We start from the raw sequence: 26,216 nt of genomic DNA, 5'->3' as shown, positions 1-26,216 counted from the left end.
GATTTCCCGAGAACGAAATTCCCCGAGACCGAAGAGGACGAACGCGTGAAGCTTCCCCGCACCGGACGCGCACTGGTGGCCGGCATGGCCGTCGCCGCCGCACTGACCATGACCGCCTGCAGCTCGGACGACGGTGGTGACACCGCCACCACGACGGCAGCGACCACCACGTCGGCGACCGCGGCGACACCGGCGGGCGATCTTCCCCCGGTCCCGACGGCGGCCGAGCTCAACCAGCGCCTGCAGGAGAGCCTGGATCCGGCCGTGCCGCTCGATCAGAAGGTCTCCTACGTCCAGGGCGCCGAGGAAGATCCGGAGCTGATCAACAAGGTCGCCGAGGCCGCTCGTGTGAACAACGCGAAGATCGAGGTCCTCGACGTCACCGATCTCGGTGACGGCACCCTCAGCTCCAACGCCACCATCGACCTCGGTGGCCAGGTCAACCCGCTCCAGGTGACCTACGTGGCCGAGGACGGCCAGTGGAAGCTCTCGCGCGACAACGCGTGCGCCATCGTGTCCCTGGCACAGCTGAGCTCGCCGGCCTGCCCGGCCTGATCCACCGCCCTGCACTCGGGCCCCGTCACCGTTCGCGGTGCCGGGGCCCGAGTCGTCTCGGCCGGTCCGGGTAGGCACCTGCCGGGTGGGCAGAACCGAGCGCGCACCGGTCAGGTACGCAACCGGTCGGCCGCGGTCGTCGCGAGACCCCGCACGAGCTCGGGATCCACCGGGTCGAGCCCCGTGGCCACGATCTGCGTGACCGTCGCCCCCACCAGCGTGATCACCGCGTCCGTGGTCAGCTCGACCCCGTCGCTCGTGACCTGGATGCGCGCCGCCACGGCGGCGTCACCGGGGGAGACGACCCCCGGCCCGGACACCAGATCCGACGCGCCCACCCGATAGTCGACCCGGACCCCGTCGGCGTCCGTCCCGCTGAACGTCCCGCATCGGGCGAGCGAATCCTGGATCTGCCCGAACGCCGTCGCCGCACCGGGCCCGTCGTACGACGCCGCGTCCTGGTCGAGCGAGGTGAAGTCCGGGCCGCCGTAGCTCACGGACGCGGCGCTGATGCCGCCGGGAATCGCACTCGCGATCGGCGCCAGAACCGCCGCGCAGTCCGCGGGGTCGGTGCTGGAGCGATCCTCCGCGGTCGCGCCGGGTGCCGACGGATCGAGCGGGGGCAGGTCGTATCCCGTCCACCCGGCCGGCAGATCCGCGATCGTGAGCAGACGACCGGCGAGAAACGCGTTGTCCACGATCGGCGCAGCGCCCGCCGCGACCGACGGGACCGCCACGCGCTCGAAGGGGGCGAGGTCGACGCGCGGCGGCGGAGGTGCCGGTTCGGTGCTCCCGCCGGGGTCCGGTGTTCCCGTGCCGCATCCGGCGGCCACCGCCACCGAGAGCACGCCCGCCACCAGGGCAACCGATGTCCGAGGCACGGTCACCGCCACGCGATGGAGTTCGTGGTGGTCTGCGACAGCGTCGTCGCGCTGTTGGGATCGCGGTAGACCTGGTCCCCGCCCACCGTGACCGAGCCGGCGATGGGCAGCGGGCGCCTCGGGTCCACGGTGAGGGAACCGCCCCCGGTCATGACGAACGTCTCGATGTTCAGCGTGCCCTGGTTGTCGGGCAGCTCCCAGACGGAGTCCTCCGGCGCCTGGGTGATCTCGACGTCGATCTGCGCCACGCCGTCGTCGATCGACCGCAGCGTCGCGGTGGTGGTCTGGGTCAACGCGATACCGCTCACCACCTGCTGGGTGACCGTCCACCGCGCGCCGACACCGATCGGGTCGGCGGGGAACGGCACCGCCCGGTACACCGCCTGCGACAACGCCTGCTCCACCGCGGACCGCGCGATGTCCCGCGCGTCCGGCGCCGGGTCGATGGTCAGAGCGGTGACCGCTCCGGTGCCGGTCGTGGAGAATCCGGCGGTCGATCCCTCCGTGGGAGGCAACGCCGCCTGCAACGTCGCGTCGGGCGAGCTCACCGCGCCGAGCGTCATCGACACCGTCGTGACGTCGTCGTCCGACGACGCGGTCGCCGTCAGCGGCATCGTCAGTTCCGGCGTCGAGAAGTCCTGCGACTCCGCCGCGTCGATCCGCTGCCCGATCGACGACGACGTCACCAGCGTCACCGACTGCGGTTCGTCCGTCACCTCGCGGGCCACGACGCTGCGCGGCTCCGCACCCGGATCGAGCAGCGTGGTCGTCGACGCGGACACCGGCAGGGTCACCGCACTGGTGGTCGGGGTGACGTCCTCGCTCGGCGCCGAGTCGTCGTCCGACCCGCACGCGGAGACCAGCACCAACGCCGCCGCCGTCAGCACGACGGTCAGGGGACGGACGAGCCCGGGCCGAGACCGACGGAACCGGGCAGACAGACGCGTACTCACGGGAATCAGGCTAACCAGACAACCTGAGCGCTCGGTGAGTGCTCGCTCCGCAGGCTCCGCTCGGGTCGAGTACTGCTCGGCCGGTAGGGGACAATGGACCCGTGACCGAGGATCCCACCGCCATCCGTCCACTCCGGACGAGACGACTGCTGACCGTGGCCGCCGTCGTTCTCGCCGCGGACCTGCTCACCAAGATCGCGGCCGTCGCCTTCATCGAGCCGGGTCGCCCCGTGAGCATCGTGGGGGACACCGTCGAGTTGGTGCTCTACCGCAATCCGGGCGCGGCGTTCTCCCTCGCGACGGGCATGACCTGGGTGTTGACACTGGTGGCCGTGGCCGTCGTGATCGGCGTGATCAGGATCGGCCGAACTCTGCGCTCGCCGTGGTGGGCGCTGGGGCTGGGGCTGATCCTGGGTGGTGCACTGGGCAACCTCGTCGACCGCTTCTTCCGCTCGCCCGGCCCGCTGCAGGGCCACGTCGTCGACTTCGTGTCCGTCGGGTGGTGGCCGGTGTTCAACGTGGCGGACTCGTCCATCGTCTGCGGCGCGGTGCTGCTCGTCGCGCTGTCGCTGTTCGGGGTCGAACCGGACGGCTCGCGACGCCGAAACGAGACCGACACCGAGGCGACCGCCGAGACCGACGCTCGCGGCACCGAGGCAGGCGGCCGCCCGGGACAGTCGGGGGCGACGGCGTGAGGGAAGTGCGGTCCATGCCGGTTCCCGACGGACTGGACGGCATGCGCGTCGACGCCGGACTCGCGCGGCTGCTGGGTCTGTCGCGCACCGTGGTGGCAACCCTCGCCGAGGAGGGGTCGGTCAGCGTCGACGGTGCGGCCGTCGCCAAGTCCGACCGTCTGGGCAGCGGGTCGTGGCTCGAGGTGCAGCTGCCCGAGCCGGCGCGGCCGCTCACCGTCGAGGCGCAGCCGGTCGAGGGCATGGAGATCCTCTATTCCGACGACGACATCGTGGTGGTCGACAAACCCGTCGGCGTCGCGGCGCACGCCTCCGTGGGATGGACCGGGCCGACGGTCATCGGCGGTCTCGCGGCCGCCGGGTTCCGTATCTCGACGTCCGGTGTGCACGAGCGGCAGGGCATCGTCCACCGTCTCGACGTCGGCACCTCGGGAGTGATGGTGGTGGCGACCAGCGAGCACGCGTACACCGTGCTCAAGCGAGCGTTCAAGCAGCGGACCATCGACAAGCGCTATCACGCTCTGGTGCAGGGACATCCGGATCCGAGCAGCGGCACCATCGATGCACCCATCGGTCGGCATCGCAGCAACGACTGGAAGTTCGCGGTCACCGCGGACGGCAAGCCGAGCATCACGCACTACGACACCGTGGAGGCGTTCCAGGCGGCCAGTCTGCTGGACGTGCACCTCGAGACCGGGCGGACGCACCAGATCCGGGTGCACTTCTCCGCGCTCCGCCACCCCTGCTGCGGCGATCTCACCTACGGTGCCGACCCCACGCTCGCCGCCCGCCTCGGTCTCGAGCGTCAGTGGTTGCACGCGCGTGCTCTCGGATTCACGCACCCGGCCGACGGGCGCTACGTCGAGTTCACCAGTCCCTACCCGGCCGACCTGCAGCACGCCCTGGACGTTCTGCGAGCGGGTTGACCGGTGGCGCGCATCGGGTCGGCGGCGGCGCTCGTGGTGCTGGCCGCGCTCGTCCTCGTCCTCGGCGTGACGACGCCCGCCTCCCGCGCCCCGGGCGCCACCGACGCGCTCGGTCCGGGGAACGACGAGACGGCGGCGGAGTACCGTGCGCGTCTCGAACCGCCGACGGGTGACGGTGAGCAGGAGCGGTGGGCGCTGGTGTCGCCCACCCGGTCGCTGCGGGCCGACGAGATCCGCGGTCTCGTCGGCGACGTCCGGGTGTCCGAGGTGTTCGTCCACGTGCCGGTCGATCGGGTGCAGACGCCGCTGCTCACGATGGCGGTGCCGGACACCGAGTCGGTGCTGACCCGTGCGGTGCGTGATGCCGCGTCTCGTCTCGGGCCCGGTCGGGACGAGCGCGGAGAGACCGTGACGGCGCTGGTCCGCTCGCGTCTGCTCGCCGACTGTGCCTGCGTGGCCGGGGTTCTCGTCCGCGGCACCGCGGCGAGCCTGGCTCGACTCGCGACTGCCGACGGCGTCCGCGCCGTCGAGGTCGCACCGGTCGATGCCGTGGCCGGACGTCTGTCGGTGAGCCCGCTGTGGCCGGAACGGGTGGGCACGGCGGTGCTGCCCGACGACGGACCGGTCCCGCCGGCATGACTCGACGTTCGAGGCCGTCCGTCGTGCGCGGCGTGCGCGCGGCGACGGTGCTCACGGCTGCGGCGGTGGTCGGGGCGATCGTCGCGAGCACGGTCTGGATCGAGGCGACCGCGCGAGGCCGCGTGTTCGGCGTCGACGATGCGCCCGCCGCACCGGTGGCCGTCGTGCTCGGTGCACGGGTGGAGAACGGTGCGCCGGCGCGGTATCTCGCGGCCAGGGTCGACGCCGCGGCACGGCTGGTCGAGTCCGGTCGCGTGGAGGTTCTGCTGTTGTCCGGCAACGGATCCGGAGACTCCGGTGACGAGATCGCCGCCATGACCGACGATCTCGTGGCGCGGGGGATCGATCCCGCGCGTCTCGTGGCCGATCCGTTCGGGCTGAACACCCGCGACTCGTGTCTGCGGGCCGCGCGGACCTACGGGATCACGCGGGCGCTGGTGGTCAGCCAGGGCATGCACACCGCCCGCGCGCTCGCCCAGTGTCGCGACGCCGGGATCGAGGCCGACGGAGTCGACGCTCCCGTCGAGGTGTCGCGCCCGGCAGCGATCCGTCAGTTCGGTCGCGAGTTGCTGGCGAGGCCGAAGGCCGCGGCGACCCGGTTGCTCGACACGCCGCCGACCGTCGAGTCACCGCCGACCGACGCGGTCCGACGGGCTCTGGCGCTCGTCAGCCGGTGACGCCGCGCCGTGCCTTCTCCAACGCCGCGAGGGTGGTCATCACGGTGGCCCGCTGGCGGGTGAGGTCGCTCAGGCGCGCGCGGGCGGGAAGTCCGCTCGAGGCCTCGGCATCCGCGATGCCGGCGTCGATCGCGCTCAGCTGATCGAGCAGCCCGGCGACCCGGTCGGCCAGGGCGGCGACGTCGACCCCGGTGACGGACCCCGCGGGCGGGGTCGAGCGCGTCGCGGCGGCACGCGGCGCGGGGGCTGCGGTGCGCGAGGCGGGGGTCGGCGGGTGCGCGGGGCGAAGCGTCCCGGCTGCGCCGGCGCGGGACGAGGACCTCCGCACGTCGGCGGCGGCCGGACGCTTCGGCAGACGCACGCGCTCGAGAGCGGCGCGGGCAGTGCGGGCCGCCGTCCGGTGCTCGAGTTCCTCCTCGTCGTCGGAGGTGACCGCGCCGCCGAGGGGGCGCAGGCCGTACATGCCGAGGAACCGGCGCGCGGCGTCGATGGTCGACTCGTGCGCACGGCATTCGGCGCAGCGCGGCTCGTTCGCGAAGTCCTGCACGTCCTCACGGCTGCCGCACCAGACGCACCCGCCGGGGCTCCACTTCCGCGGTGCGTGGTGGTCGCTGCGAGACACGGTGAGGGTGTCGGAGCCGTGCGGGAGGGAGTCGGAACCGGTGGAGACGTCGTCGATCACGTCGACCGAGAGTAATGCAGACCCGCCGGGCCCCCGACGGCCGGACCCGCTGTCGCCAGCGGCTTTTGGTGGTGAGGGTGACCAACGTCATGGGATACGCCTGCGCCTGCCGTCGCGGACGGCCATACTCGTCGGTCGTGAGCACTCCCACCGTGACGACCGTCGCCGACGGCGTCCACGTCGCTGCCGGGCCCGACGTGAACTGGACGCTGCTGGTCGACGGCACCGACGTCACGCTGATCGACTCCGGGTACCCGCGGTACGTCGGTGCGGTGATCGAGTCCCTCGCGCGGTTGGGTCGTCGGCCCGAGGACGTGCGCGCAATCCTGTTGACGCACGCGCACATCGACCACATCGGCGGTGCCGCGCACTTCGCGGCCACGTACGGAACGCCGGTGCTGACGTCGTCGGTCGAGGCGCGGCACGCGCGGCGGGAATACCTCGAACAGGCCGGCCCCGCCGACGTCGTCCGCAACATCTGGCGACCGGGGGCGGCGTCCTGGGCCCTGCGCATCGCCCGCGCCGGAGGGACGCGTTCCGGTGCCGTGCCCGACGCGGACGGCTTCGAGACCGTCGTCGGCAGCGGGGGAGCGCTGGACCTGCCGGGGGCGCCGGTGCCCGTCCCGTCGCCCGGGCACACGTCGGGACACACGGCGTACCACCTGCCCGATGCCGGTGCGCTGCTCACCGGGGACGCCCTGATCACCGGGCACGCGCTGTGCCGTCGCGTCGGCGCGCAGATGCTGCCGAACCTCTTCGCGCACGACCGGGACGGTGAGATCGCCGCCCTCGACGCCTTCACCGGACGGGACGCGACCGTCCTGATCCCCGGGCACGGTCCGGTGATGCGGGAATCGGTCGACGCGGCGGTCGACCGGGCTCGGCGACTGGCCGGGGTGGCGTGACGCCGGTCGCCGGGGCCTAGGTGCGCGGTCGACGAATCCGGATGGGGCCCTTGGCCGTCGACGGGTCCACCACCGACCCGCCCTGAGTGATCTCCACCTCGCCGCGGGCCACCAGGCGGCGGGCGGCGCGTCGGACCGGTTCCATCAACGGACGCCAGTCGTCGGGCGCCACCGCGCGGGCGACGTCGGACGGGCAGATCGACGAATCCCGCGCGCGGGCGTCGAGCAGACGGCCGATCTCGCCCTCGAGATCGTGCTCGGGCGTGCGGCCGGACTCGGCACTCCCGAGCACGCGGCGCGCGTCGGCGCGGCAGGAATCGCTGCAGTACTTCACCGAGTCCCAGTCGCGCTCCCATTTCTTGCGCCACTCGATCCGGCGCCCGCACACGGCGCAGGTCTTCTCCGGCACGGTCGTCGTCTCGCGCTTGCGGTGGGCCACCTCCTCGATTGTGCCCGTGCCCCGTCGTCGGGGTCGGGGGCCGGGGCTAGCGTGAGCGAGTGCAACGACAGTCGTCCTCGCGACCGACCACCACCGTGGGCACGGCCGCCGGTGTGGGCGCCTACGGTCTGTGGGGCCTGTTCCCCGCGTACTTCGGTCTGCTGAGCTTCGCCGGCGCCCTCGAGGTGCTCGCGCATCGCATCGTGTGGACGCTGGTGCTGATGACCGTCGTGATGGCGGTGCTCGGTCGGCTCGGCACGCTGCGCGGGTTGTCGCTGCGCACGTGGGCGGTGGTGGCGTCGGCGTCCGCGTTCATCGCGATCAACTGGGGCACCTACATCTACGCCGTTTCGTCCGGTCGGGTCGTGGAGGCCGCGCTCGGGTACTTCGTGAATCCGTTGGTCAGCGTGCTGCTCGGGGTGGTGATCTTCCGTGAGCGGCTGGCGCGGTCCCAGATCGCGGCGCTGGTCCTCGCGGCGATCGCCGTGGTCGTCCTCACGATCGACTACGGGCGGCCGCCGGTCGTGGCGTTGACCCTCGCCCTGTCCTTCGCCTGCTACGGCGTCATGAAGAAGATCGTGCCGCTCGAACCCACCACGTCGCTCACGGCCGAGGGTCTGGTGGCCGCGCCGGTCGCGGTGGTGTTCCTCGTCTGGCTCGGCGTGAGCGGGGGAGCGGGTGCGTTCTCGGAGGGGCCGTGGCACGCGGCGCTGCTGCTCACCGCCGGCCCGGTGACGGCCGTGCCGTTGCTGCTGTTCGGGGTCGCCGCGCAGAAGATCCCCCTGGTCACGCTCGGCCTGCTCCAGTACCTCACACCGGGGTTGCAGATGGCCTGGGGTGTGCTGGTCCTGCACGAGGACATGCCGGCCTCGCGGTGGGTCGGATTCGCCCTGATCTGGTGCGCGCTGGTGGTCTTCACCGTGGGCTCGATCCGGCGGATGCGGTCCCACCGGGTGGCCACCGTGCCCGCCGAGGCGGTGGTCGCGGACCCCGGCCGGTGACCGTCGGCGCCGTCTCCGCAGGTCCTCGGCGGCGGCTCCCGGGTGCCCCTTCCGTCACTCGGGCACCGGTCCGCGTGTGCGGCGAATCGTGTCGGTCCGACGGCTTAGAGTGGCTCCCGTGTCGGACTTCGTTCATCTCCACAATCACACCGAGTACTCCATGCTGGACGGCGCCGCGAAGATCGCGCCGCTGTTCGCGGAGGCGCAGCGCCTGGGCATGAGCGCGGTGGGGATGACCGACCACGGCAACATGTACGGGGCCAGCGAGTTCTACAACGAGGCCAAGAAGGCCGGCATCAAACCGATCATCGGGATCGAGGCGTACATCGCGCCGGAGTCGCGCTTCGACAAGAAGCGTGTGCTGTGGGGCGATCGCAGTCAGAAGTCGGACGACGTGTCGGGCAGCGGCGCCTACACGCACATGACCATGGTGGCGGAGAACGCCACCGGTCTGCGGAACCTGTTCAAGCTGTCGTCGCTCGCGTCCATCGAGGGGCAGCTGGGCAAGTGGGCGCGCATGGACGAGGAGCTCATCGCCACGCACGCCGAGGGCATCATCGCGACCACCGGATGCCCGTCCGGCGAGATCCAGACTCGCCTCCGCCTCGGGCACGAGCGCGAGGCGCTCGAGGCCGCGGCCAAGTGGCAGGAGATCTGGGGTCCGGACAATTTCTTCCTCGAGCTGATGGACCACGGGCTGTCCATCGAGCGTCGCGTGCGGGAGGGCTTGCTGCGCATCGGCGAGCAGCTCGGCATCCCGCCTCTCGCGACGAACGACTGCCACTACGTCACCAAGGACGCCTCCACCAATCACGAAGCGCTGCTGTGCATCCAGACCGGCAAGACGCTCTCGGATCCCACCCGCTTCAAGTTCGACGGGGACGGCTACTACCTCAAGTCGGCGGAGGAGATGCGCGCGCTGTGGGACTCCGAGGTACCCGGCGCGTGCGACTCGACGCTGCTCATCGCCGAGCGCGTGCAGTCCTACGACGACGTGTGGGAGCACCGGGACCGCATGCCGATCTTCCCGGTGCCGGAGGGCGAGACCCAGGGCTCCTTCCTCACCAAGGAGGTCGAGCGCGGTCTCGAGTGGCGCTTCCCCGACGGTGTCCCGCAGGAGTACCGGGATCGGGCGAAGTACGAGATCGCCGTCATCCTCGAGATGGGCTTCCCGGCGTACTTCCTCGTCGTCGGTGACCTCATCAAGCACGCCCGCGAGGTGGGGATTCGCGTCGGACCGGGTCGTGGTTCGGCCGCCGGGTCGCTCGTCGCCTACGCGATGGGCATCACCAACATCGATCCGCTGCCGCACGGTCTGCTCTTCGAGCGGTTCCTCAACCCCGAGCGTGTGTCGATGCCCGACATCGACATCGACTTCGACGATCGTCGCCGCGGCGAGATGGTGCGCTACGCCACCGAGAAGTGGGGCAGCGACCGGGTGGCCCAGGTGATCACCTTCGGCACCATCAAGACCAAGGCGGCCATCAAGGACTCCGCCCGCGTGCAGTTCGGCCAGCCCGGGTTCGCCATCGCGGACCAGATCACCAAGGCGCTGCCGCCGCCCATCATGGCCAAGGACATCTCGGTCGCCGGCATCACCGATCCCACGCACGAGCGGTACAAGGAAGCCGCCGAGGTGCGCTCGCTCATCGAGTCCAACCCGGACGTCGCCAAGATCTACGACACCGCTCGGGGTCTCGAGGGGCTGATTCGCAACGCCGGCGTCCACGCCTGCGCGGTGATCATGTCCTCCGAGCCGCTCACCGACGCCATTCCGGTGTGGAAACGGCCGCAGGACGGCGCGATCATCACCGGGTGGGACTACCCGTCGTGCGAGGCCATCGGCCTGCTCAAGATGGACTTCCTCGGCCTGCGCAACCTCACGGTCATCGGGGATGCGATCGACAACATCAAGGCCAATCGCGGCATCGAGGTCGATCTCGACACGCTCGGCCTCGACGATCCCGCGACGTACGAGTTGCTCGCGCGCGGCGACACCCTCGGCGTGTTCCAGCTCGACGGCAGCGCGATGCGCGACCTGCTGCGCCGCATGCAGCCCACCGGCTTCGAGGACATCGTCGCGGTGCTCGCCCTGTACCGCCCGGGTCCGATGGGCATGAACGCCCACAACGACTACGCCGATCGCAAGAACGGCCGCCAGGAGGTCACCCCGATCCACCCCGAGCTCGAGGAGCCGCTCGCGGAGATCCTGAAGGACACCTACGGGCTGATCGTGTACCAGGAGCAGATCATGCAGATCGCTCAGAAGGTCGCGGGGTATTCGCTGGGTCAGGCCGACATCCTGCGGCGCGCGATGGGCAAGAAGAAACTCTCGGTGCTGGAGGAGGCCTACGCGGGATTCCGAGAAGGCATGCTGAGCAACAACTTCTCCGAACCCGCCATCAAGGCGCTGTGGGACACCATTCTCCCGTTCGCCGGCTACGCGTTCAACAAGTCGCACGCCGCGGGTTACGGCCTCGTCTCCTACTGGACCGGGTACCTCAAGGCCAACTTCCCGGCCGAGTACATGGCCGGGCTGCTCACGTCCGTCGGCGACGACAAGGACAAGGCCGCGGTGTACCTGGCCGACTGCCGCAAGCTCGGGATCACCGTGCTGCCGCCGGACGTCAACGAGTCCGAGCAGAACTTCGCGTCGGTGGGCGAGGACATCCGCTTCGGCATGGGCGCGGTGCGCAACGTCGGAGCCAACGTGGTGTCGTCGATCATCGCGGCGCGCACGGAGAAGGGGAAGTTCACCGACTTCTCCGACTATCTCGCCAAGATCGATGCCACCGCGTGCAACAAGAAGGTCACCGAATCCCTCATCAAGGCCGGCGGTTTCGACTCGCTCGGTCATCCCCGCAAGGGGCTGGTGCTGGTGCACGCCGACGCCATCGACTCCGTCCTCGGCACCAAGAAGGCCGAAGCCATCGGGCAGTTCGACCTGTTCGGCGGAGTGGACGCCGACGAGTCCGTCACCAGCGTGTTCAACGTCAAGATCCCGGACGAGGAGTGGGACACCAAGCACCGGTTGGCGCTCGAGCGAGAGATGCTGGGGCTCTATGTCTCCGGGCACCCGCTCAACGGTGTCGAGCACGTGCTGGCCGCGCAGTCCGACACGGCGATTCCCACCATTCTCGAGGGTGGACTCAAGGACGGCACGCAGGTCACGGTCGGCGGCATCCTGGCCTCGGTGAATCGCCGCGTGAACAAGAACGGCCTGACGTGGGCGTCGGCTCAGCTCGAGGACCTCAACGGCGGGATCGAGGTGCTGTTCTTCCCGCAGGCGTACTCGGTGTTCGGCGCCGACGTCGCCGAGGACTCCGTCGTCCTGGTCAAGGCGCGCGTCTCCGCGCGTGACGATCGGATCTCGCTCATCGCCAACGACCTCGCGGTGCCGGACCTCTCCGCGGTGGGGGTCGCCAAGCCTCTCGCGGTCAGTCTGCCCACCCGGCTCTGCACGGCGGACAAGGTCGGCGCGCTCAAGCGCGTGCTGGCCAGTCACCCCGGGACGTCCGACGTCCACCTGCGTCTGATGAGCGGCGACCGCGTGACGGTCCTCAAGGTGGACGAGAAGCTGCGGGTGACGCCGTCCTCGGCGCTCATGGGGGACCTCAAGGCGTTGCTGGGTCCGGGCTGCCTCACGGCCTGAGCAGTACCCGTCGGTACCGTCGAGGGCGTCGACGCACGACATCACGTCAACGAAAGGACGCCCCTGTGATCACCGACTTCATCAATCTGATTCTCAGCGGCATCGGCGGCATCGCCGCCGGGTCGAGCGGGTTCTACCTGGCCCCCGGTGTACTGCCCTTCGGCCTCTGAGTCCTGCCGCCTCGACCGAGTTCGAGACGACGACGGCGCCCGCCCCCGGTCATCGGGGAGCGGGCGCCGTCGTCCGTGTCGGAGGTGCCGTCAGAGGCGGTGATGCGACCGTTCGGTCAGGGGCAGGACGATCCAGAGCAGCACGGCCGCTGCGGCTCCCGTCAGCACACCCACGTGCAGCGCGGTGACCGATCCGACGGCCACGGCGAGCACCAGCCCCACCACGAGGGTTTCGAGCTTCCACACCGGCCACGGCGTGCCCGCCAGGTCGACCGTGCGGACGGACCCGCGGCGCTGAACAGCGCCCGCATCGAACGTGGTCATGTCGCCTCCCGAAGTGCCTCGTCGTGGTGGACCGATCTCTGTAGATCAGCGTACACGCACGGCAAAGTTCGGCCACCCGAACTCCACTGCTGGGAGCCGATTCGGTTGCCGTCGCGAGCAAGGCTGTGTCTACTGGAAGCATGCCGCTACAGGGTGAGTACGCACCGAGTCCGTCCACCTGGGCCGCCGAGCAGGCGGACCTCTACGAGAACTCCGGAGGGACGGAGGGGACCGAGCTGAACGGTCGTCCCGTCGTCCTCCTGACCACCGTGGGCAACAAGAGCGGCAAGCTGCGCCGCACCCCGCTCATGCGCGTCGAGCACGAGGGGAAGTACGCCGCGGTGGCCTCGCTGGGCGGCGCGCCCAAGCATCCCGTCTGGTACTACAACGTGCTGGCCGAGCCTCATGTGGAGCTGCGTGACAAGACGCAGAAGTGGGACATGACCGCCCGCGAGGTGCACGGCGCCGAGAAGCAGGAGTGGTGGGACCGCGCCGTGGAGGCCTTCCCCGACTACGCCGAGTACCAGAAGAAGACCGACCGGGAGATCCCGGTCTTCGTCCTCGAACCGCGCTGAGCCGGTCCGGCCCGCCGAACTGGGCCGTTCTCGACGTGGCAGCATGGTCCGCGTGATCGTGAGCACCACCTCCGGACCCGCGGCGGCACCGACAGCACCGTCGGCACCGTCGGGGGCCGCGCACGCCGAGACGGCCCTGCCCACTGCAGTCGACGTCGACGCCGCCGCCGACCGCCTCCGCGGCGTCGCCACGGTGACTCCGCTGGAGCCGTGCGAGAGGTTGTCGGCGGCCACGGACGCGCGGGTGTTCCTCAAGCGTGAGGATCTGCAGCGGGTGCGGTCCTACAAGCTGCGCGGCGCCTACAACCTCATGGTGCAGCTCACCGAGGCCGAGCGTGCCGCGGGCATCGTCGCCGCGAGCGCCGGCAATCATGCGCAGGGAGTCGCCTTCGCGTGCCGCATGCTCGGCGTCCGCGGTCGCATCTACGTGCCGACCACGACGCCGCGTCAGAAGCGCGACCGCATCGCGTTCCACGGTGGCGATCTGGTGCAGGTCATCAGCGTCGGCTCCACCTTCGACGCCGCCGCGGCGGCCGCGGCCGAGGACGTGGCCCGGACCGGGGCGACCATCGTTCCGCCGTTCGACGATCCGCGGACCGCGGCCGGGCAGGGGACCATCGCCGCGGAGATTCTCGAGCAACTGCACACCGCGCCCGACGTCGTGGTGGTCCCGGTCGGCGGCGGCGGCTGCGCCGCGGGAATCGCGACGTACCTCGCCGAGCGCTCGCCGAACACCCGGCTCGTGGCGGCCGAACCGGCCGGCGCGGCATCCCTCACGGCCGCGCTCGTCGCCGGGGGACCGGTCACGCTCGACGAGATAGACCCGTTCGTCGACGGCGCCGCGGTACGCCGCATCGGAGCGCTGCCGTACGCCGTGCTGTCCGCGCGCGAGGCGGAGGTGGTGCAGATCGACGAGGGCGCCATCTGCACCGCCATGCTGGACCTCTATCAGAGCGAAGGTGTCATTGCGGAGCCGGCGGGCGCTCTGTCCGTGGCGGCCCTGACCGCGACGTCGATCCCCGCCGGTGCCACCGTCGTGTGTCTGGTGTCGGGCGGCAACAACGACGTGTCCCGATACGGCGAGATCCTGGAACGGTCACTGGTGCACCGGGGCCTCAAGCACTACTTCCTGGTCGACTTCCCGCAGGAACCCGGCGCGCTGCGCACGTTCCTCGACTCGGTGCTGGGCCCGGACGACGACATCACTCTCTTCGAGTACGTCAAGCGCAACAACCGGGAGACCGGTGCGGCGTTGGTCGGCGTCGAACTGGGTGCCGCCGAGGGGCTGTCGGCGCTGCTCGAGCGGATGGAATCGTCGCCGATGCACGTCGAGCATCTCGAGCCGGGCACCCCCGCGTACCGCTACCTGACCTGATTGCGGAGCAACCGCTCGACGACGCGGCGGTGCAGGTCCGGATCCGGCCCCGGTAGCCCGACGAGCGCGGCCAGGTACAGCCCGTCGCCCACCAGGCGCACGATCTCCGCGTGCACGGGATCGTCGAACTCGTCCTGCAGCACGCGGTCGTACATCCCCATCATCTCGACGACGGCATCCTGGACCGCGCCCGGTGCGCCGTCCGTGCTGCGGAACGCCGCGAGGGTGGACCGGAAGAGCGCGATCTCGACCGCATCGTCGTCGGGGACAGTGTCGTCGGTGCGGCGGGACGTCGACGGCGTGACGGGCGGGGAGAGGTACCACTCGGCCAGGGACGCACCGGCGTCCGCCGCCTGCAGGCGCTTGCGTTCGGCCCGCTCGGCGAGGCGCCGGACCATGGCCGCCATCATCGCGTCCTTGCTCGGGAAGTGATACAGCAGACCACCTTTGGACACCCCGGCGCCCGCGGCGACGGCGTCCAGGGTGGCCTTGTCGGTGCCGTCGCGCACCAGGATGTCCTCGAGTGCGTCCAGGATGCGGTCCCGAGTCTCCGTGGCCATGATCTCACTGTACCGGCTGGACGGTCGTTGCTATGCTCGCTCCGTCCGCTGTACCGGCTGGACGGTTGGAAGGAGTTCTCGTGTCTGTGTCCGTCGCCCCCGACGCCGCGCGCGCCACGCGCCGTGACTGGGTGGGCCTGTGCGTCCTCGCCGGAGCGGTCATGCTGGTCGCCGTCGACGGGACGGTGCTCGACATCGCGCTGCCGTTCCTCAGCGCCGATCTGCAGCCCTCCGGCACCGAGTTGCTGTGGATCATCGACATCTACTCGTTCGTGCTCGCCGGTCTCCTGGTGACCATGGGCACGCTCGGGGACCGGATCGGGCGCCGGCGGCTCCTGCTGATCGGCTCGGTGGGCTTCGGGCTGTCCTCGGTGGTGGCGGCGTTCGCCGTCGACCCCGCCATGCTCATCGCCGCCCGCATCATGCAGGGCGTCGCCGGGGCCACGCTCATGCCCGCGACTCTCGGACTGATCCGGTCGATGTTCACGAACCCCGGCGAACGCACCCTCGCCATCGGCGTGTGGGGCGCGATGGCCGGGGGCGGCGCCGCGGCAGGTCCCGTCATCGGTGGCGTGCTGCTCGAGCACTTCTGGTGGGGGTCGGTGTTCCTGATCAACGTGCCGGTCATGATCGTGCTCGTCGTCGCCGGCCCGATCGCGATCCCGGAGTCGAAGGACCCCGCGCCGGGCGCATTCGATCTGCTCGGCGCCGTCCTGTCCATCGTGGCGATCGTGCCGCTGGTCTACGTCGTCAAGGAGGCCGTCGCGCACGGTCTCGGTGTCGAGTTGCTGCCGATCGCTCTGGTCGGCCTGGCCTCGGGCTGGGCGTTCGTCCGACGGCAGCGCCGCTCGACCTCGCCGATGATCGACCTGAGCCTGTTCGCGCAGCGGCAGTTCTCGACCGCCGTGATCACGAACCTGCTGTCGATCTTCGCGCTGGCCGGCGTGCTCTTCTTCGGCTCGCAGTACCTGCAGTCGGTGCTCGGACTGTCACCGCTGGCCGCCGGCCTGTTCCTGATCCCGGGCACCGCGGCCAACATGGCGGCGTCGCTGCTCGCCGCCTACCTCGTCCGGCGGTGGCAGCCCGGCACGGTGCTCACCGCGGGCCTGTTGATCGGCGCGCTCGGCGCGCTGGTGCTGACGCGGCTCGGGACGATCGACGGTCGCCTGACGTTCGTCGCGGCCTTCGTCGCCGTCGGTGTCGCGGCCGGCCTGGCCCTCACCCTCACGTCCGACCTCGTCATCGGCTCGGTTCGCCCCGAACGCGCCGGCGCCGCCTCGGCCGTGTCGGAGACGGCGTACGAACTCGGTATCGCGCTGGGTGTCGCCGTTCTCGGGTCCGTCGTCCTGGGCATCTTCCGCTCCGGCGTCGACGTCACGGGCCTGACCGCCGAGAACGCCGGGCACGCCCGCGAGACGCTGGGCGAAGCCGTCGCACTCGCCGGGTCGCTCCCCGGCGAGGTCGGGGACGTGCTGCGAGCCTCCGCGCAGGCGGCGTTCGTGGACGGGATGCACGCCGCGGCGACGGTCACCGCGGCGATTCTCCTCGCCAACGCGGCGCTGGTGGCGTGGGCACTGCGCGGGCGGTCGAGTCAGGTCAGCACGACGAAGGAGTGACCGGGCACGGTGGTGGACGAGCCGGTGCGGTCGCTGGTCGACTCGCTCGACCACAGCACCGGCGTACCGCCCACCGGGACGGTGACCGGGGCGTCGGACAGGTTGCAGACCAGCGCCGTCCCTCGCCCCGGCGTCCCGACCCGTCGGCGGTGCACCACGATCCAGCGTTCGTCCTCGTCGTGGTCCACCCGGACGTTCGTCAGCCACGGGTCGGTGAACTCGGGGCGTTCGGCACGCAGGGCGAGCAGGCTCCGGTAGATCTCCAGCAGTCGAGCGTGCTTCCCCTCCGTGACCTCGCTCCAGTTCAGCTTCGATCGCTCGAAGGTCGCCGGGTCCTGCGGATCAGGGATGTCGTCGGAATCCCAGCCGTGCGAGGCGAATTCGGCCTTGCGGCCCTCGGCAGTCGCCTTCCCGAGTTCGGGTTCGGGGTGCGAGGTGAAGAACTGGAAGGGCGACGACGCGTCGAATTCCTCGCCCATGAAGAGCATCGGCGTGAAAGGGGACAGCAGGATCAGGGCGGCCTTGACGGCCTGCTGACCCGTGGTGAGGTAGTGGCCCGGCCGATCACCGATCGCGCGGTTGCCCACCTGATCGTGCGTCGTGGTGTAGGCGACCAGCGAACTGGCCGGCAGCACCCGCGGATCGACCGGTCGGCCGTGGACCCGGCCCCGGAACGACGAGAACGTGCCGGCGTGGAAGAACCCGTGACTCAACGTCGTGGCGAGGCAGGACATCGAGCCGAAGTCGCCGAAGTAACCCTGCCGTTCGCCGGACACCGCCGCGTGGACCGCGTGGTGGACGTCGTCGTCCCACTGGGCGGTCAGACCGTATCCGCCGCCCGCGCGCGGGGTGATCAGTGTCGGATCGTTCAGATCGCTCTCGGCGACGAGCGACAGCGGACGTCCGACGTGTGCGGACAGCGATTCGGATTCGACGGCCAGCTGTTCGAGGATGTGCACCGCGGTGGTGTCGGCGAGGGCGTGGACGGCGTCGAGTCGCAGGGCGTCGATGTGGAACTCGTCGAACCAGCGCAGGGCGTTGTCGACGATGTACCGCCGCACCACGTCCGATCCGCTCTCCGCGACGTTCACGGTGCGGCCCCAGGAATTGGCACCCTCGGCGAGGTACGGGCCGAACTTCTCCAGGTAGTTGCCGGACGGGCCGAGATGGTTGTAGACCACGTCGAGCGCGACGGCCAGCCCGCGGGCGTGGCAGGCGTCGACGAAGCGCTGCAGTCCGGCCGGACCGCCGTACCCTTCGTGCACGGTGTACCAGAGAACGCCGTCGTACCCCCAGTTGTGGGTGCCGTTGAACCCGTTGACCGGCATGACCTCCACGAACGTGATGCCCAGGTCGACCAGATGGTCGAGCTTGTCGATCGCGGCGTCGAACGTGCCCTCCGGGGTGAACGTGCCGATGTGCAGCTCGTAGAGGACCCCGCCCGCCAACGGGCGACCGGTCCACCCGTCGTCCGTCCACGCCGTGCGGTCGACGTCGAACACCGCCGACGGCTCGTGCACCCCGTCGGGCTGGCGGGGCGAGCGCGGATCGGGGATCACCGCGTCGTCGTCGTCGAGGACGAAGCCGTACCGCGCCCCGTCGGCCGCGGCCACGTCCACCGACCACCAGCCGTCCGTCTCGCGCATCTCGTGCAACTCGCCGTCGAGGTGCAGGCGCACGCGGTCGGGGGTCGGCGCCCACACGGAGAACGTGCGAGTGGCGGCGGTGTCCGAGGACGGGGAGGGGCTCATGCGTCCCCGGTACCCGGGCGACGGCTCGTCCACACCCGAACACCGTCCGGTATGACCGACGTCGCGCTACGGTGAGCGCGCCACGGTTCGTCGGGGACCGTGTTCCGGGGGGAATCATGGTGTCACTGCGCTCTGTTCGGCCACGCTCTGTTCGGCCACGCTCTGTTCGGCCGCGTCCTGTTCTGCTGCGCCGTCTCGGCGTTCTCGTCGCCACGGTGGCCCTGGCCTCGACGCTGACCGCGGGTCCGGCGTTCGCCGTTCCGGTCGTGACGGTGGCCGGCGGCGCCATCTCCGGCTTCTCGCGGGACGGCATCGACCAGTACTTCGGCGTGCCGATGGCGGTGGCCGACCGGTACGCCTCGCCGCGGCCGGCGCCGGGGTGGACCGGGGTCCGAGAGGCGATCCGGCACGACGATCAGTGCCCGCAGGCGGTGCCGCTGCCGGACCTGCCGACGAACCCCGTGCTGCCGCCGATTCCCGTGCTGCCGACGAACTCGGAGGACTGCCTCGGCATCGACCTCTACGTTCCGCCGAACGCCGCGGGCCGATCGCTCCCGGTGATGGTGTACCTGTACGGCGGCGCGTTCGTCGTCGGCAACACGACGCAGTACGACTCGCCGTCCCAGCTGGTCCGCGACGGCGACGTGATCGTCGCGATCCCGAACTATCGCGTCGGGTCGTTCGGGTTCCTCGCGCTGCCCGAGCTCGCCGCCGAATCCGGTGGGGCGACGGGTAATCAGGGCATCGAGGATCAGCAGTTCGCGCTGCGGTGGGTGCGGGACAACATCGCCGCGTTCGGCGGCGACCCGTCGAACGTCACGATCTTCGGCGAATCCGCGGGCGGGATGAGCGTGTGCACGCACCTGGCGTCGCCGCGCTCGGCCGGACTGTTCCGGAAGGCGATCGTGCAGAGCGGGCCGTGTTCGCGGAGCCCGCTCGTGCCCCCGAGTCGCGAGGTCGCCTTCGCCCGGGGCGCCGCCTTCGCCGAGGAGATGGGATGCGGCGACGGTCCGGGGCGACTCGCCTGCCTCCGCGGCCTCCCGGTCGACCGGTTGCTGGAGTCCACCACGCACAAGTTCACGAGCCCGAACGCGACGTGGACACCGGTGGTGGACGGCGTCGTGCTCACGGACACGCCGGAGGGTGCACTGCGGGCCGGTGCCTCCGCCGACGTCCCGATCCTGATGGGCAGCAACTCCGAGGAGGGTGGTACCTTCGTCGTCCTCTTCGACTACCTCGCCGGTCGCGTGCCCACGGCCGAGAGTGTCGCCGCGTCCGTGCGCGAGGTGTATCCCGAGGACGCGGACGCGATCCTGGCCGCCTACCCCGTGGACTCCTACCCGACGTCGGCCGACGCCCTGTCCGCGGTGTGGACCGATTCGCTGTTCGCGTGCCCGACCGTCGTCACGGCGGACGCGGCCCGAGCCGGTGGCGCGCGGGTCTGGCAGTACCGCTTCACCGAGGCGCCGCTCGCCCGCGGTGGTCCGCTGTTGCCCGGGGCGTTCCACGCCGCCGACGTGCCCTACCTGTTCTCCCGGCTCGGTGGCATCCCGGTGCCGTGGACGGGCTCCGCCGCCGCCCTCGCCGACCGCATGAAGCGGACCTGGGCGACCTTCGCGCACACCGGCGACCCCAACGGCCCCGGCCTGCCCGCGTGGCCGGACTCCGGTGCCCCCGGCAACCCCGCCCTGCAGTTCGACCGGGACCGCGCCGAGCCGGTCACCGACGTCGCCGACGTCCACCGGTGCGGGTTCTGGGCGGGCGTCTCCTGACCCGATCGTGTGCAGTAGTCCGTGCTGTACACGGATTTCCGCACACGATTCGGGCGGTGGCAGTGGCACAGTGGAGAGGGTGACCACCCACTCGCCGCTGCCGATGTTTCCGCTCGGCAGCGTGATCCTGCCCGGTGATGCGCTCCCGCTGCACGTCTTCGAGCCGCGGTACCGCGCGATGATCGAGGACATCGTCGTCGGCGACGCGCAGTTCGGGGTGGTGCTGATCGAGCGGGGCCACGAGGTCGGCGGCGGTGACGTCCGCGGAACGGCCGGGGTGATGGTTCGGGTCGACCAGGCGGTGCAGACGCCCGACGGTCGGTACGTGCTCGAGTGCACCGGGCTCCACCGCATCCGCGTCCTCGAATGGCTGCCGGACGATCCGTATCCGCGCGCCACTGTCGAGGACTGGCCGGACTCCGACCACGAGCCCGCCCGCGACGAGCAGTACGAGCAGGTGCGCGACCTCACCGAGCGATTGTTCGACGTCCTCCGCGACATCTCCGAACGTCGTGACCTGCCGCCGCCGGAGACGCCGGTGCTCGATCCGGCCGGGGCGTACGGCGAACCGACGTCCCTGTGGGAGTTCGCGTCGTCGTTGCCGCTGGGGTCGGCGGACCGCGCGAAGGTCCTCACGGCGGAGACGCCGGGGGAGCGGCTGCGGGTACTGGCGTCGGCGGTCGAGGACGTCACTGCCGTCGCCGAGTTCTCGCGGGGATAGGGTCGAGAGGTTCGACGGAGTCGACAGGATCGACCCCAGTCGGCAGGGTCGACACGAGTCGTCGGCAGCGAGGAGAACGAACGTGGCGCACGAGCGAGCGGGACGACGCGCGGAGCCGTCCGATCTGGTGGACCTTCCGCACCTGGTCACCGCGTACTACACGCAGAAGCCGGACCCCGAGAACCCCGATCAGCAGGTGGTGTTCGGCACGTCCGGGCACCGTGGATCGAGCCTGGACGCGGCGTTCACCGAGGACCACATCGTGGCCACCACGCAGGCCATCGTCGAGTACCGCACCGAGCAGGGCATCACGGGTCCGCTGTTCCTCGGCCGGGACACCCATGCGTTGTCCGAGCCGGCCTGGGCCTCGGCGCTGGAGGTGCTCGCCGCGAACGACGTTGCCGTGCTGATCGATTCGGCGGACCGGTACACCCCCACGCCGGCCGTGAGTCACGCGATCCTGCGGCACAACGCCTCCGGGCCCGCGGCGCAGGCGGACGGCATCGTCGTCACGCCGTCGCACAATCCGCCCCGCGACGGCGGATTCAAGTACAACCCGCCCAACGGTGGTCCTGCCGACAGCGACGCGACCTCGGTCATCGCCGCACGCGCCAACGAGATTCTGCGGCAGGGCGTCTCGTCCGTGCGGCGCGTGCCGCTCGCGCGGGCGCTGGCGCAGTCCGCCGAGAAGTACGACTACCTGGGAACGTACGTCGACGATCTTCCGTCCATCCTCGACCTCGACGCCGTGCGATCCGCCGGCGTGCGCATCGGCGCCGACCCGCTCGGCGGCGCGGCGGTCGACTACTGGGGCGCGATCGCCGAGCGTCATCGGCTCGACCTCGAGGTCGTCAACCCGCTCGTCGACGCCACGTGGCGCTTCATGACGCTCGACACCGACGGCAAGATCCGCATGGACTGCTCGTCGCCGAACGCGATGGCCTCGCTCATCGAGGTGCGCGACCGCTACGACATCGCCACCGGCAACGACGCCGACGCGGATCGACACGGCATCGTCACGCCCGACGGCGGGCTGATGAACCCGAACCACTACCTCGCCGTCGCGATCGACTACCTGTTCTCGCACCGACCGGACTGGTCGGCGGACACGGCGGTGGGCAAGACACTGGTGAGCTCGTCGATGATCGACCGGGTGGTGGCGGCGCTGGATCGCCGACTGGTCGAGGTGCCGGTCGGGTTCAAGTGGTTCGTCGACGGACTGGTCACGGGCACACTCGGTTTCGGCGGGGAGGAGAGCGCCGGCGCATCGTTCCTGCGGCGCGACGGATCCGTGTGGACGACCGACAAGGACGGCATCGTCCTGGCGTTGCTCGCCTCCGAGATCACCGCCGTCACCGGCGAGACCCCGTCGCAGCGGTACGCCGCGTTGGCCGACCGCCACGGCGCTCCGTCGTACGCGCGGACCGACGCCCCCGCCTCGCGGGAGCAGAAGGCCGTGCTGGCGAAGCTCTCGGCGGAGCAGGTCACCGCCACCGAGCTGGCCGGCGAGCCCATCACCGCGACGCTGACGACGGCACCCGGTAACGGGGCCGCGCTCGGCGGGCTGAAGGTGACCACGGACAGCGCGTGGTTCGCCGCGCGCCCGTCCGGCACCGAGAACGTCTACAAGATCTACGCCGAATCGTTCCGTGGTGACGACCACCTCGCCGAGGTGCAGGCGGCGGCGCGCGAGTTGGTGTCGTCCGTGCTGTCCGGAGCGTGACTCGGCCGGAGTCCCCGAGCTCTCCGGCTCGCGGTTCGACCGATCGGGACATCCGGATCCTGATCTCGGCGGCGTTCGTCATCGCGCTGGGATTCGGCATCGTCGCACCCGCTCTGCCGGGCTTCGCTCGGAACTTCGGAGTCACCGAGTTCGCGGCGACGGCGATCATCAGCGCGTTCGCCGCCACTCGGTTGCTGTTCGCGCCCGCGTCCGGGGCGCTCGTCCAGCGCATCGGCGAACGACGGGTCTACATCACCGGGTTGACCGTCGTCGCCGTGTCGACGGGACTGTGCGCCGTCGCGCAGACGTACTGGCAACTGCTGCTGTTCCGGTCGCTCGGCGGCATCGGCTCGACCATGTTCACAGTGTCGGCGCTCGGGCTCCTGATCCGTATCGCGCCGCCGGACCGGCGCGGCCGGGTGTCGGGGATGTACGCGTCGAGTTTCCTCGCCGGCACCGTGCTGGGACCGTTCGTGGGCGGGGTGGTCCTCGAGATCGGCGGACTGCGAGCGCCGTTCGTGTTCTACGCCGTGACGCTCGTGATCGCCGCGGCCGTCGTCGCGGTCGGTCTGCGCAGCCCGGTGAAGGACGTGGACCTCGACTCGGCGCCCGTCGCCGTGCGGTTCGCCGACGCGGTCCGGTCGCCGATCTACCGGTCGGCGTTGTTGTCCAACTTCGCCAACGGGTGGGCCGTGTTCGGGGTCCGCACGGCGATCGTGCCGCTCTTCGTCGTCGGCGCACTGAACCAACCGGATTCGATGGCGGCCATCGCGCTCGCGGTGTTCGCCGTCGGCAACGCCGTGGTGCTCGTCCCGGCGGGTCGGTGGTCGGACCGCCACGGCCGCAAGCCCTTCCTGATCGTCGGCCTGGCGGTCTGCGGTGCGACGACGGCCGGCATGGGGGTGTCCGGGTCGACGGTGGTGTTCCTGGTGCTCACCTTCGTGGCGGGCGTGGGTTCGGGTCTGATCACACCGACCCAGCAGGCCGCGGTGGCCGACCTCGTGGGGTCACGCGCACGCGGAGGTCCGGTGTTGGCGGCGTTCCAGATGGCGATGGACGTCGGGTCCGTCATCGGCCCGCTCGTCGCCGGGGTGCTGGTCGAGGAGCTGTCCTATGCGTGGGCGTTCGGGACGTCCGGGGCCATTCTGCTGGTCGCCGCGGTGGGCTGGTCGGTCGTGCCCGACACCATCGGTCGTCCGCTCGTCGCGGAGCCCGCCGACTCCGGATCCGGGTCAGCCCGCGACGCCGACGCCAATCAGCGAGCCGACCGCGTACGTCGCGGCGACGGCCAGTCCGCCGAGAACCAGCTGCCGTAGTGCGCCCAGCACCGTCGACCGCGCGGTGAAGTGTGCGGCGATCGCGCCCGCCGCCAGGAGGCCGACGCCGCCGCACGCGAGTCCCGCCGCGAGCGAGGCGTATCCCAGCAGGAACGGGATCAGCGGGATGATCGCGCCGATCGAGAACAGCACGAACGACGACCCGGCGGCCACCCACGGCGACGGCTTCTCGTGCGGGTCGATGCCCAGCTCGCGGGAGATGTGCAGATCGACGGCGCGGTCGGAGTCCGTGTGGATCTCGCGGGCGGCAGTCGTCGCCGTGTCGCGGGTCATGCCCATGTCGGTGAGCATGTCCACCAGTTCGGCCTCCTCGGCGTCCGGGTACTTCCGGAACGCGGCACGCTCGGTGAGCACCTCGGCGTCGATCTGCTCGTTCTGCGTGGTGACGGAGGTGTACTCGCCCAGCGCCATCGAGAACGCGCCGGCCACCAGGCCCGCCACGCCGCTGAGGACCAGCGTGTGCGTCGTGACGCCGGCGCCCCCGACGCCCGCGATGAGCGAGGTGTTGGTCACCAGGCCGTCCATGGCACCGAACGTCGCCGCGCGCAGCCAGCCGCCGGAGACGTCGGCGTGGGAGTGGTCGACGTCGTGGGGAACGATGGGGGCCGATCCGTCGGAGTCCTGAGCTGTGGTCACGGTCGAGAAACTACGCCCGGTTCCGCTGCGCTGCCAGCAAGTATCGGCTACCCTCAGCTGCGCTTTCAGGGTGGTATCAGGCCCCCGTGGCACCATGAACGCCGTGAACGCGAAGAACCCCGGGTCGTCGAAGTACACCCCGCAGAAGTCGTCGTCCGCCTCCACGTACGTGTTGGGCGGTCTCGCGTTGCTGGTCATCGCGGCCGTCGTCATCGGGGGCGTGCTGTGGCAGAACTCCCGGACCGCCCCGCGGGCCGACGGGTACGGCACGGTGAAGAACCCCGACGTCGTCGCCGCGGTGGACGCGGACGGGGTGATCACACTGGGGCTGCCGTCGGCCACCCGGACGGTCGACATCTTCGAGGATGCGATGTGCCCGTACTGCGCCGAACTCGAGCAGGTCCACGGTCAGGAGCTCGCGCAGAAGATCGACGAGGGCGCCATCACCGTCCGGTACCACATGCTCGACTTCCTCAACCAGCTCTCGCCGAGCGGCACCTACAGCACGCGGGCCGTGGCGGCGTCGCAGTGTATGGCGGCCACCGGCGACGGCCCCGTGTTCTCCGCATTCCACGCCGCGCTGTTCTCCGCGGACTTCAAGCCGGAGGAGAAGGGCAGCACCGACCGCACAGACGCCGAGCTCGCGGACCGCGCTCGGGAGTCGGGTGCCTCGGACGAGGCGGTCTCCTGCATCACCGACGGCTCCCGCGTGGACGCCGCGGCGCAGAGCGCGGCCACCGGCAGTCAGGCGCTGGCGGCAGCGGGCGGTCGCGGCACGCCGACCGTGCTGGTCGACGGCGCGGTGGTGGACACCCAGAACAGCGACTGGGTCGCGAACCTCGGCTGACCGGGCGTGATTGCGCAGCGGCCAGGCGATTTGGTGCCCCGATGGGCATGGTGTAACTTTTTCTCCAGTGTTCACCGGACGAACTCGTCCGGTGATCCGGGGCTATGGCGCAGCTGGTAGCGCACCACACTGGCAGTGTGGGGGTCAGGGGTTCGAGTCCCCTTAGCTCCACCGATCACGACACCCCCTCTCGACATCGTCGGGAGGGGGTGTCGTCGTATGCGGGGCGGACCAGGGCCTGCTCAGCGGCACACAGGTCGGGTGAACGGGCGGGATCCCGCCGGTTCGGCGCAGTCGTGTGCAGCCGCGCAGGTCGGGTCAGGCGTGCGCGGCCTCGTACGCCTGCTGCACCTCGGCGGGGATGCGCCCCCGCGGTGCGAGCGTGTAGCCGGCGCCCGCGGCCCAGTCCCGCACGGCGCGGGCGGATTCGGGCGATCGACGCCGGCGGCCCGTCGACTCCGCCGTGGTCCGACGTGCGCCCGACCGGGACGTCGACCGGGCCGACGACGTCACCCGCGTCGCGTGGTCGAGATACGGCGCGAGAATGCGTCGGAATTCGGCGGCATTGTCGGGACCGAGGTCGATTTCGTAGTCGACCCCGTCGACGGCGAAGACGATGTGTTCACCGTCGTCACCCAAGAGAGTCCGATCGATATCGTCGACCAGTTCGATCACGACCTTCTTCGCCATTCCCGCTCTTTTCGTCGACCGCAATGTTCCGGGAAGACTACACGGTCGGAAATGTGCGCGGAGACGCGGCTCGACTCCCTCGAAGATGCTGTCCGACAGGCTTTTCGAGCCCGGCAC

The 26,216-nt window shown here is 70.7% G+C and carries 25 protein-coding genes, 1 tRNA gene and 1 pseudogene; 17 read left to right on the top strand and 10 right to left on the bottom strand.

Going from position 1 to position 26,216, the window contains the following annotated elements:
• The first annotated feature begins 84 nt into the window (after window positions 1-84).
• On the top strand, window positions 85-555 hold the full coding sequence (locus RC2_RS10605) for a WKL family lipoprotein (RefSeq protein WP_261767923.1): 471 nt from the start codon (window positions 85-87) through the stop codon (window positions 553-555).
• A 110-nt stretch (window positions 556-665) separates the two neighbouring features.
• Here the strand turns inward: RC2_RS10605 and RC2_RS10600 are convergent, their stop codons facing one another.
• A complete protein-coding gene (locus tag RC2_RS10600) occupies window positions 666-1,436 on the bottom strand; it encodes a sensor domain-containing protein (protein WP_068147121.1) in 771 nt (256 codons plus the stop codon).
• 2 nt (window positions 1,437-1,438) lie between these two features.
• The gene (locus RC2_RS10595; RefSeq protein ID WP_371828680.1) at window positions 1,439-2,389 is read right to left on the bottom strand and encodes a hypothetical protein; all 951 of its coding nucleotides are present in this window, start codon (window positions 2,387-2,389) and stop codon (window positions 1,439-1,441) included.
• Window positions 2,390-2,511: 122 nt separating this feature from the next.
• Between RC2_RS10595 and lspA the strand changes: the two genes are divergently transcribed.
• The 4 genes from lspA to RC2_RS10575 are packed head-to-tail and all read left to right on the top strand — an operon-like array spanning window position 2,512 to window position 5,323.
• Window positions 2,512-3,084: a signal peptidase II gene (gene lspA, locus RC2_RS10590; protein WP_371828681.1), complete on the top strand. Its 573-nt coding sequence runs from the start codon at window positions 2,512-2,514 to the stop codon at window positions 3,082-3,084.
• Window positions 3,081-4,007, top strand: coding sequence for an RluA family pseudouridine synthase (locus tag RC2_RS10585; protein ID WP_068146579.1), 927 nt, complete (start codon window positions 3,081-3,083; stop codon window positions 4,005-4,007). The genes lspA and RC2_RS10585 overlap by 4 nt, the downstream gene beginning before the upstream one ends.
• Window positions 4,008-4,010: 3 nt before the next feature.
• Window positions 4,011-4,646 carry a hypothetical protein gene (locus RC2_RS10580; RefSeq protein WP_068146578.1) on the top strand — a complete coding sequence of 212 codons (636 nt, stop codon included), beginning with the start codon at window positions 4,011-4,013 and terminating at the stop codon, window positions 4,644-4,646.
• Window positions 4,643-5,323: a SanA/YdcF family protein gene (locus RC2_RS10575; RefSeq protein WP_072681458.1), complete on the top strand. Its 681-nt coding sequence runs from the start codon at window positions 4,643-4,645 to the stop codon at window positions 5,321-5,323. The genes RC2_RS10580 and RC2_RS10575 overlap by 4 nt, the downstream gene beginning before the upstream one ends.
• Here RC2_RS10575 and RC2_RS10570 read toward each other — a convergent pair.
• Complete coding sequence (locus RC2_RS10570) at window positions 5,313-6,005, bottom strand: hypothetical protein (RefSeq protein ID WP_308125318.1); 693 nt, start codon at window positions 6,003-6,005, stop codon at window positions 5,313-5,315. The genes RC2_RS10575 and RC2_RS10570 overlap by 11 nt on opposite strands.
• 137 nt (window positions 6,006-6,142) lie before the next feature.
• Between RC2_RS10570 and RC2_RS10565 the strand changes: the two genes are divergently transcribed.
• Window positions 6,143-6,910 (top strand): MBL fold metallo-hydrolase, encoded by a 768-nt coding sequence (locus RC2_RS10565; RefSeq protein WP_245811068.1) that lies wholly within the window; start codon window positions 6,143-6,145, stop codon window positions 6,908-6,910.
• 16 nt (window positions 6,911-6,926) lie between these two features.
• Here RC2_RS10565 and RC2_RS10560 read toward each other — a convergent pair whose 3' ends face one another.
• Together RC2_RS10560 and RC2_RS19290 are read right to left on the bottom strand one after the other, a co-directional pair.
• Window positions 6,927-7,202 carry a DUF3253 domain-containing protein gene (locus RC2_RS10560; RefSeq protein WP_245811093.1) on the bottom strand — a complete coding sequence of 92 codons (276 nt, stop codon included), beginning with the start codon at window positions 7,200-7,202 and terminating at the stop codon, window positions 6,927-6,929.
• A 24-nt stretch (window positions 7,203-7,226) separates the two neighbouring features.
• Window positions 7,227-7,319, bottom strand: a pseudogene (locus tag RC2_RS19290) (DUF2256 domain-containing protein); the annotation flags it as partial.
• A gap of 89 nt (window positions 7,320-7,408) precedes the next feature.
• Between RC2_RS19290 and rarD the strand changes: the two are divergent.
• Window positions 7,409-8,350 (top strand): EamA family transporter RarD, encoded by a 942-nt coding sequence (rarD, locus tag RC2_RS10555; protein WP_068149434.1) that lies wholly within the window; start codon window positions 7,409-7,411, stop codon window positions 8,348-8,350.
• A gap of 118 nt (window positions 8,351-8,468) precedes the next feature.
• Window positions 8,469-12,002 carry a DNA polymerase III subunit alpha gene (dnaE, locus tag RC2_RS10550; protein WP_174552312.1) on the top strand — a complete coding sequence of 1,178 codons (3,534 nt, stop codon included), beginning with the start codon at window positions 8,469-8,471 and terminating at the stop codon, window positions 12,000-12,002.
• Window positions 12,003-12,262: 260 nt separating this feature from the next.
• On the opposite strand, the gene RC2_RS10545 is transcribed toward dnaE, so the two are convergent.
• A complete protein-coding gene (locus RC2_RS10545; protein WP_068149436.1) occupies window positions 12,263-12,496 on the bottom strand; it encodes a hypothetical protein in 234 nt (77 codons plus the stop codon).
• Between the two features lie 140 nt (window positions 12,497-12,636).
• Here RC2_RS10545 and RC2_RS10540 point away from each other — a divergent pair, with 140 nt between their 5' ends.
• The gene (locus tag RC2_RS10540; RefSeq protein WP_068149439.1) at window positions 12,637-13,071 is read left to right on the top strand and encodes a nitroreductase family deazaflavin-dependent oxidoreductase; all 435 of its coding nucleotides are present in this window, start codon (window positions 12,637-12,639) and stop codon (window positions 13,069-13,071) included.
• Window positions 13,072-13,207: 136 nt separating this feature from the next.
• The gene (ilvA, locus tag RC2_RS10535; protein ID WP_068149523.1) at window positions 13,208-14,446 is read left to right on the top strand and encodes a threonine ammonia-lyase IlvA; all 1,239 of its coding nucleotides are present in this window, start codon (window positions 13,208-13,210) and stop codon (window positions 14,444-14,446) included.
• On the opposite strand, the gene RC2_RS10530 is transcribed toward ilvA, so the two are convergent.
• Window positions 14,434-15,006: a TetR/AcrR family transcriptional regulator gene (locus tag RC2_RS10530; RefSeq protein ID WP_068149441.1), complete on the bottom strand. Its 573-nt coding sequence runs from the start codon at window positions 15,004-15,006 to the stop codon at window positions 14,434-14,436. The genes ilvA and RC2_RS10530 overlap by 13 nt on opposite strands.
• 80 nt (window positions 15,007-15,086) lie before the next feature.
• On the opposite strand from RC2_RS10530, the gene RC2_RS10525 reads away from it, so the two are divergent.
• Window positions 15,087-16,622 carry an MFS transporter gene (locus RC2_RS10525; protein WP_068149443.1) on the top strand — a complete coding sequence of 512 codons (1,536 nt, stop codon included), beginning with the start codon at window positions 15,087-15,089 and terminating at the stop codon, window positions 16,620-16,622.
• Here the strand turns inward: RC2_RS10525 and treZ are convergent.
• A complete protein-coding gene (treZ, locus tag RC2_RS10520; protein ID WP_072681449.1) occupies window positions 16,598-18,373 on the bottom strand; it encodes a malto-oligosyltrehalose trehalohydrolase in 1,776 nt (591 codons plus the stop codon). The two genes, RC2_RS10525 and treZ, sit on opposite strands and share 25 nt — an antisense overlap.
• Window positions 18,374-18,588: 215 nt before the next feature.
• Between treZ and RC2_RS10515 the strand changes: the two genes are divergently transcribed.
• From RC2_RS10515 to RC2_RS10500, 4 genes are all read left to right on the top strand, one after another.
• Entirely contained in the window at window positions 18,589-20,145 is a 1,557-nt protein-coding gene (locus tag RC2_RS10515) for a carboxylesterase/lipase family protein (RefSeq protein ID WP_068149446.1), read from the top strand.
• Window positions 20,146-20,224: 79 nt separating this feature from the next.
• The gene (locus tag RC2_RS10510; protein WP_245811067.1) at window positions 20,225-20,866 is read left to right on the top strand and encodes an LON peptidase substrate-binding domain-containing protein; all 642 of its coding nucleotides are present in this window, start codon (window positions 20,225-20,227) and stop codon (window positions 20,864-20,866) included.
• An 82-nt stretch (window positions 20,867-20,948) separates the two neighbouring features.
• On the top strand, window positions 20,949-22,589 hold the full coding sequence (gene pgm / locus RC2_RS10505) for a phosphoglucomutase (alpha-D-glucose-1,6-bisphosphate-dependent) (RefSeq protein WP_068149448.1): 1,641 nt from the start codon (window positions 20,949-20,951) through the stop codon (window positions 22,587-22,589).
• Entirely contained in the window at window positions 22,586-23,905 is a 1,320-nt protein-coding gene (locus RC2_RS10500; RefSeq protein WP_068149451.1) for an MFS transporter, read from the top strand. The genes pgm and RC2_RS10500 overlap by 4 nt, the downstream gene beginning before the upstream one ends.
• On the opposite strand, the gene RC2_RS10495 is transcribed toward RC2_RS10500, so the two are convergent.
• Window positions 23,822-24,562, bottom strand: a complete 741-nt coding sequence (locus tag RC2_RS10495) for a VIT1/CCC1 transporter family protein (RefSeq protein WP_068149454.1) — start codon at window positions 24,560-24,562, stop codon at window positions 23,822-23,824. The genes RC2_RS10500 and RC2_RS10495 overlap by 84 nt on opposite strands.
• A gap of 94 nt (window positions 24,563-24,656) precedes the next feature.
• On the opposite strand from RC2_RS10495, the gene RC2_RS10490 reads away from it, so the two are divergent.
• Window positions 24,657-25,409, top strand: coding sequence for a DsbA family protein (locus RC2_RS10490; protein ID WP_139277339.1), 753 nt, complete (start codon window positions 24,657-24,659; stop codon window positions 25,407-25,409).
• 98 nt (window positions 25,410-25,507) lie between these two features.
• A tRNA-Ala gene (locus tag RC2_RS10485) sits at window positions 25,508-25,580 on the top strand.
• Window positions 25,581-25,727: 147 nt separating this feature from the next.
• On the opposite strand, the gene RC2_RS10480 is transcribed toward RC2_RS10485, so the two are convergent.
• Window positions 25,728-26,099 carry a histone-like nucleoid-structuring protein Lsr2 gene (locus RC2_RS10480; protein WP_068149458.1) on the bottom strand — a complete coding sequence of 124 codons (372 nt, stop codon included), beginning with the start codon at window positions 26,097-26,099 and terminating at the stop codon, window positions 25,728-25,730.
• Window positions 26,100-26,216 lie beyond the last annotated feature (117 nt).

Source organism: Rhodococcoides corynebacterioides NBRC 14404, assembly GCF_001894765.1.
Taxonomy (GTDB): domain Bacteria; phylum Actinomycetota; class Actinomycetes; order Mycobacteriales; family Mycobacteriaceae; genus Rhodococcoides; species Rhodococcoides corynebacterioides.
Note: the sequence above shows the minus strand (reverse complement) of the source record. Positions and strands in the feature narration are given on the sequence as shown.

What these genes read in the sequence shown, in the direction of transcription:
- RC2_RS10545 (WP_068149436.1), bottom strand. Translation starts at nt 12,496, where the DNA reads ATGACCACGTTCGATGCGGGCGCTGTTCAGCGCCGCGGGTCCGTCCGC.
- RC2_RS10490 (WP_139277339.1), top strand. Translation starts at nt 24,657, where the DNA reads ATGAACGCCGTGAACGCGAAGAACCCCGGGTCGTCGAAGTACACCCCG.
- RC2_RS10575 (WP_072681458.1), top strand. Translation starts at nt 4,643, where the DNA reads ATGACTCGACGTTCGAGGCCGTCCGTCGTGCGCGGCGTGCGCGCGGCG.
- RC2_RS10480 (WP_068149458.1), bottom strand. Translation starts at nt 26,099, where the DNA reads ATGGCGAAGAAGGTCGTGATCGAACTGGTCGACGATATCGATCGGACT.
- RC2_RS10605 (WP_261767923.1), top strand. Translation starts at nt 85, where the DNA reads ATGGCCGTCGCCGCCGCACTGACCATGACCGCCTGCAGCTCGGACGAC.
- RC2_RS10530 (WP_068149441.1), bottom strand. Translation starts at nt 15,006, where the DNA reads ATGGCCACGGAGACTCGGGACCGCATCCTGGACGCACTCGAGGACATC.
- RC2_RS10540 (WP_068149439.1), top strand. Translation starts at nt 12,637, where the DNA reads ATGCCGCTACAGGGTGAGTACGCACCGAGTCCGTCCACCTGGGCCGCC.
- treZ (WP_072681449.1), bottom strand. Translation starts at nt 18,373, where the DNA reads ATGAGCCCCTCCCCGTCCTCGGACACCGCCGCCACTCGCACGTTCTCC.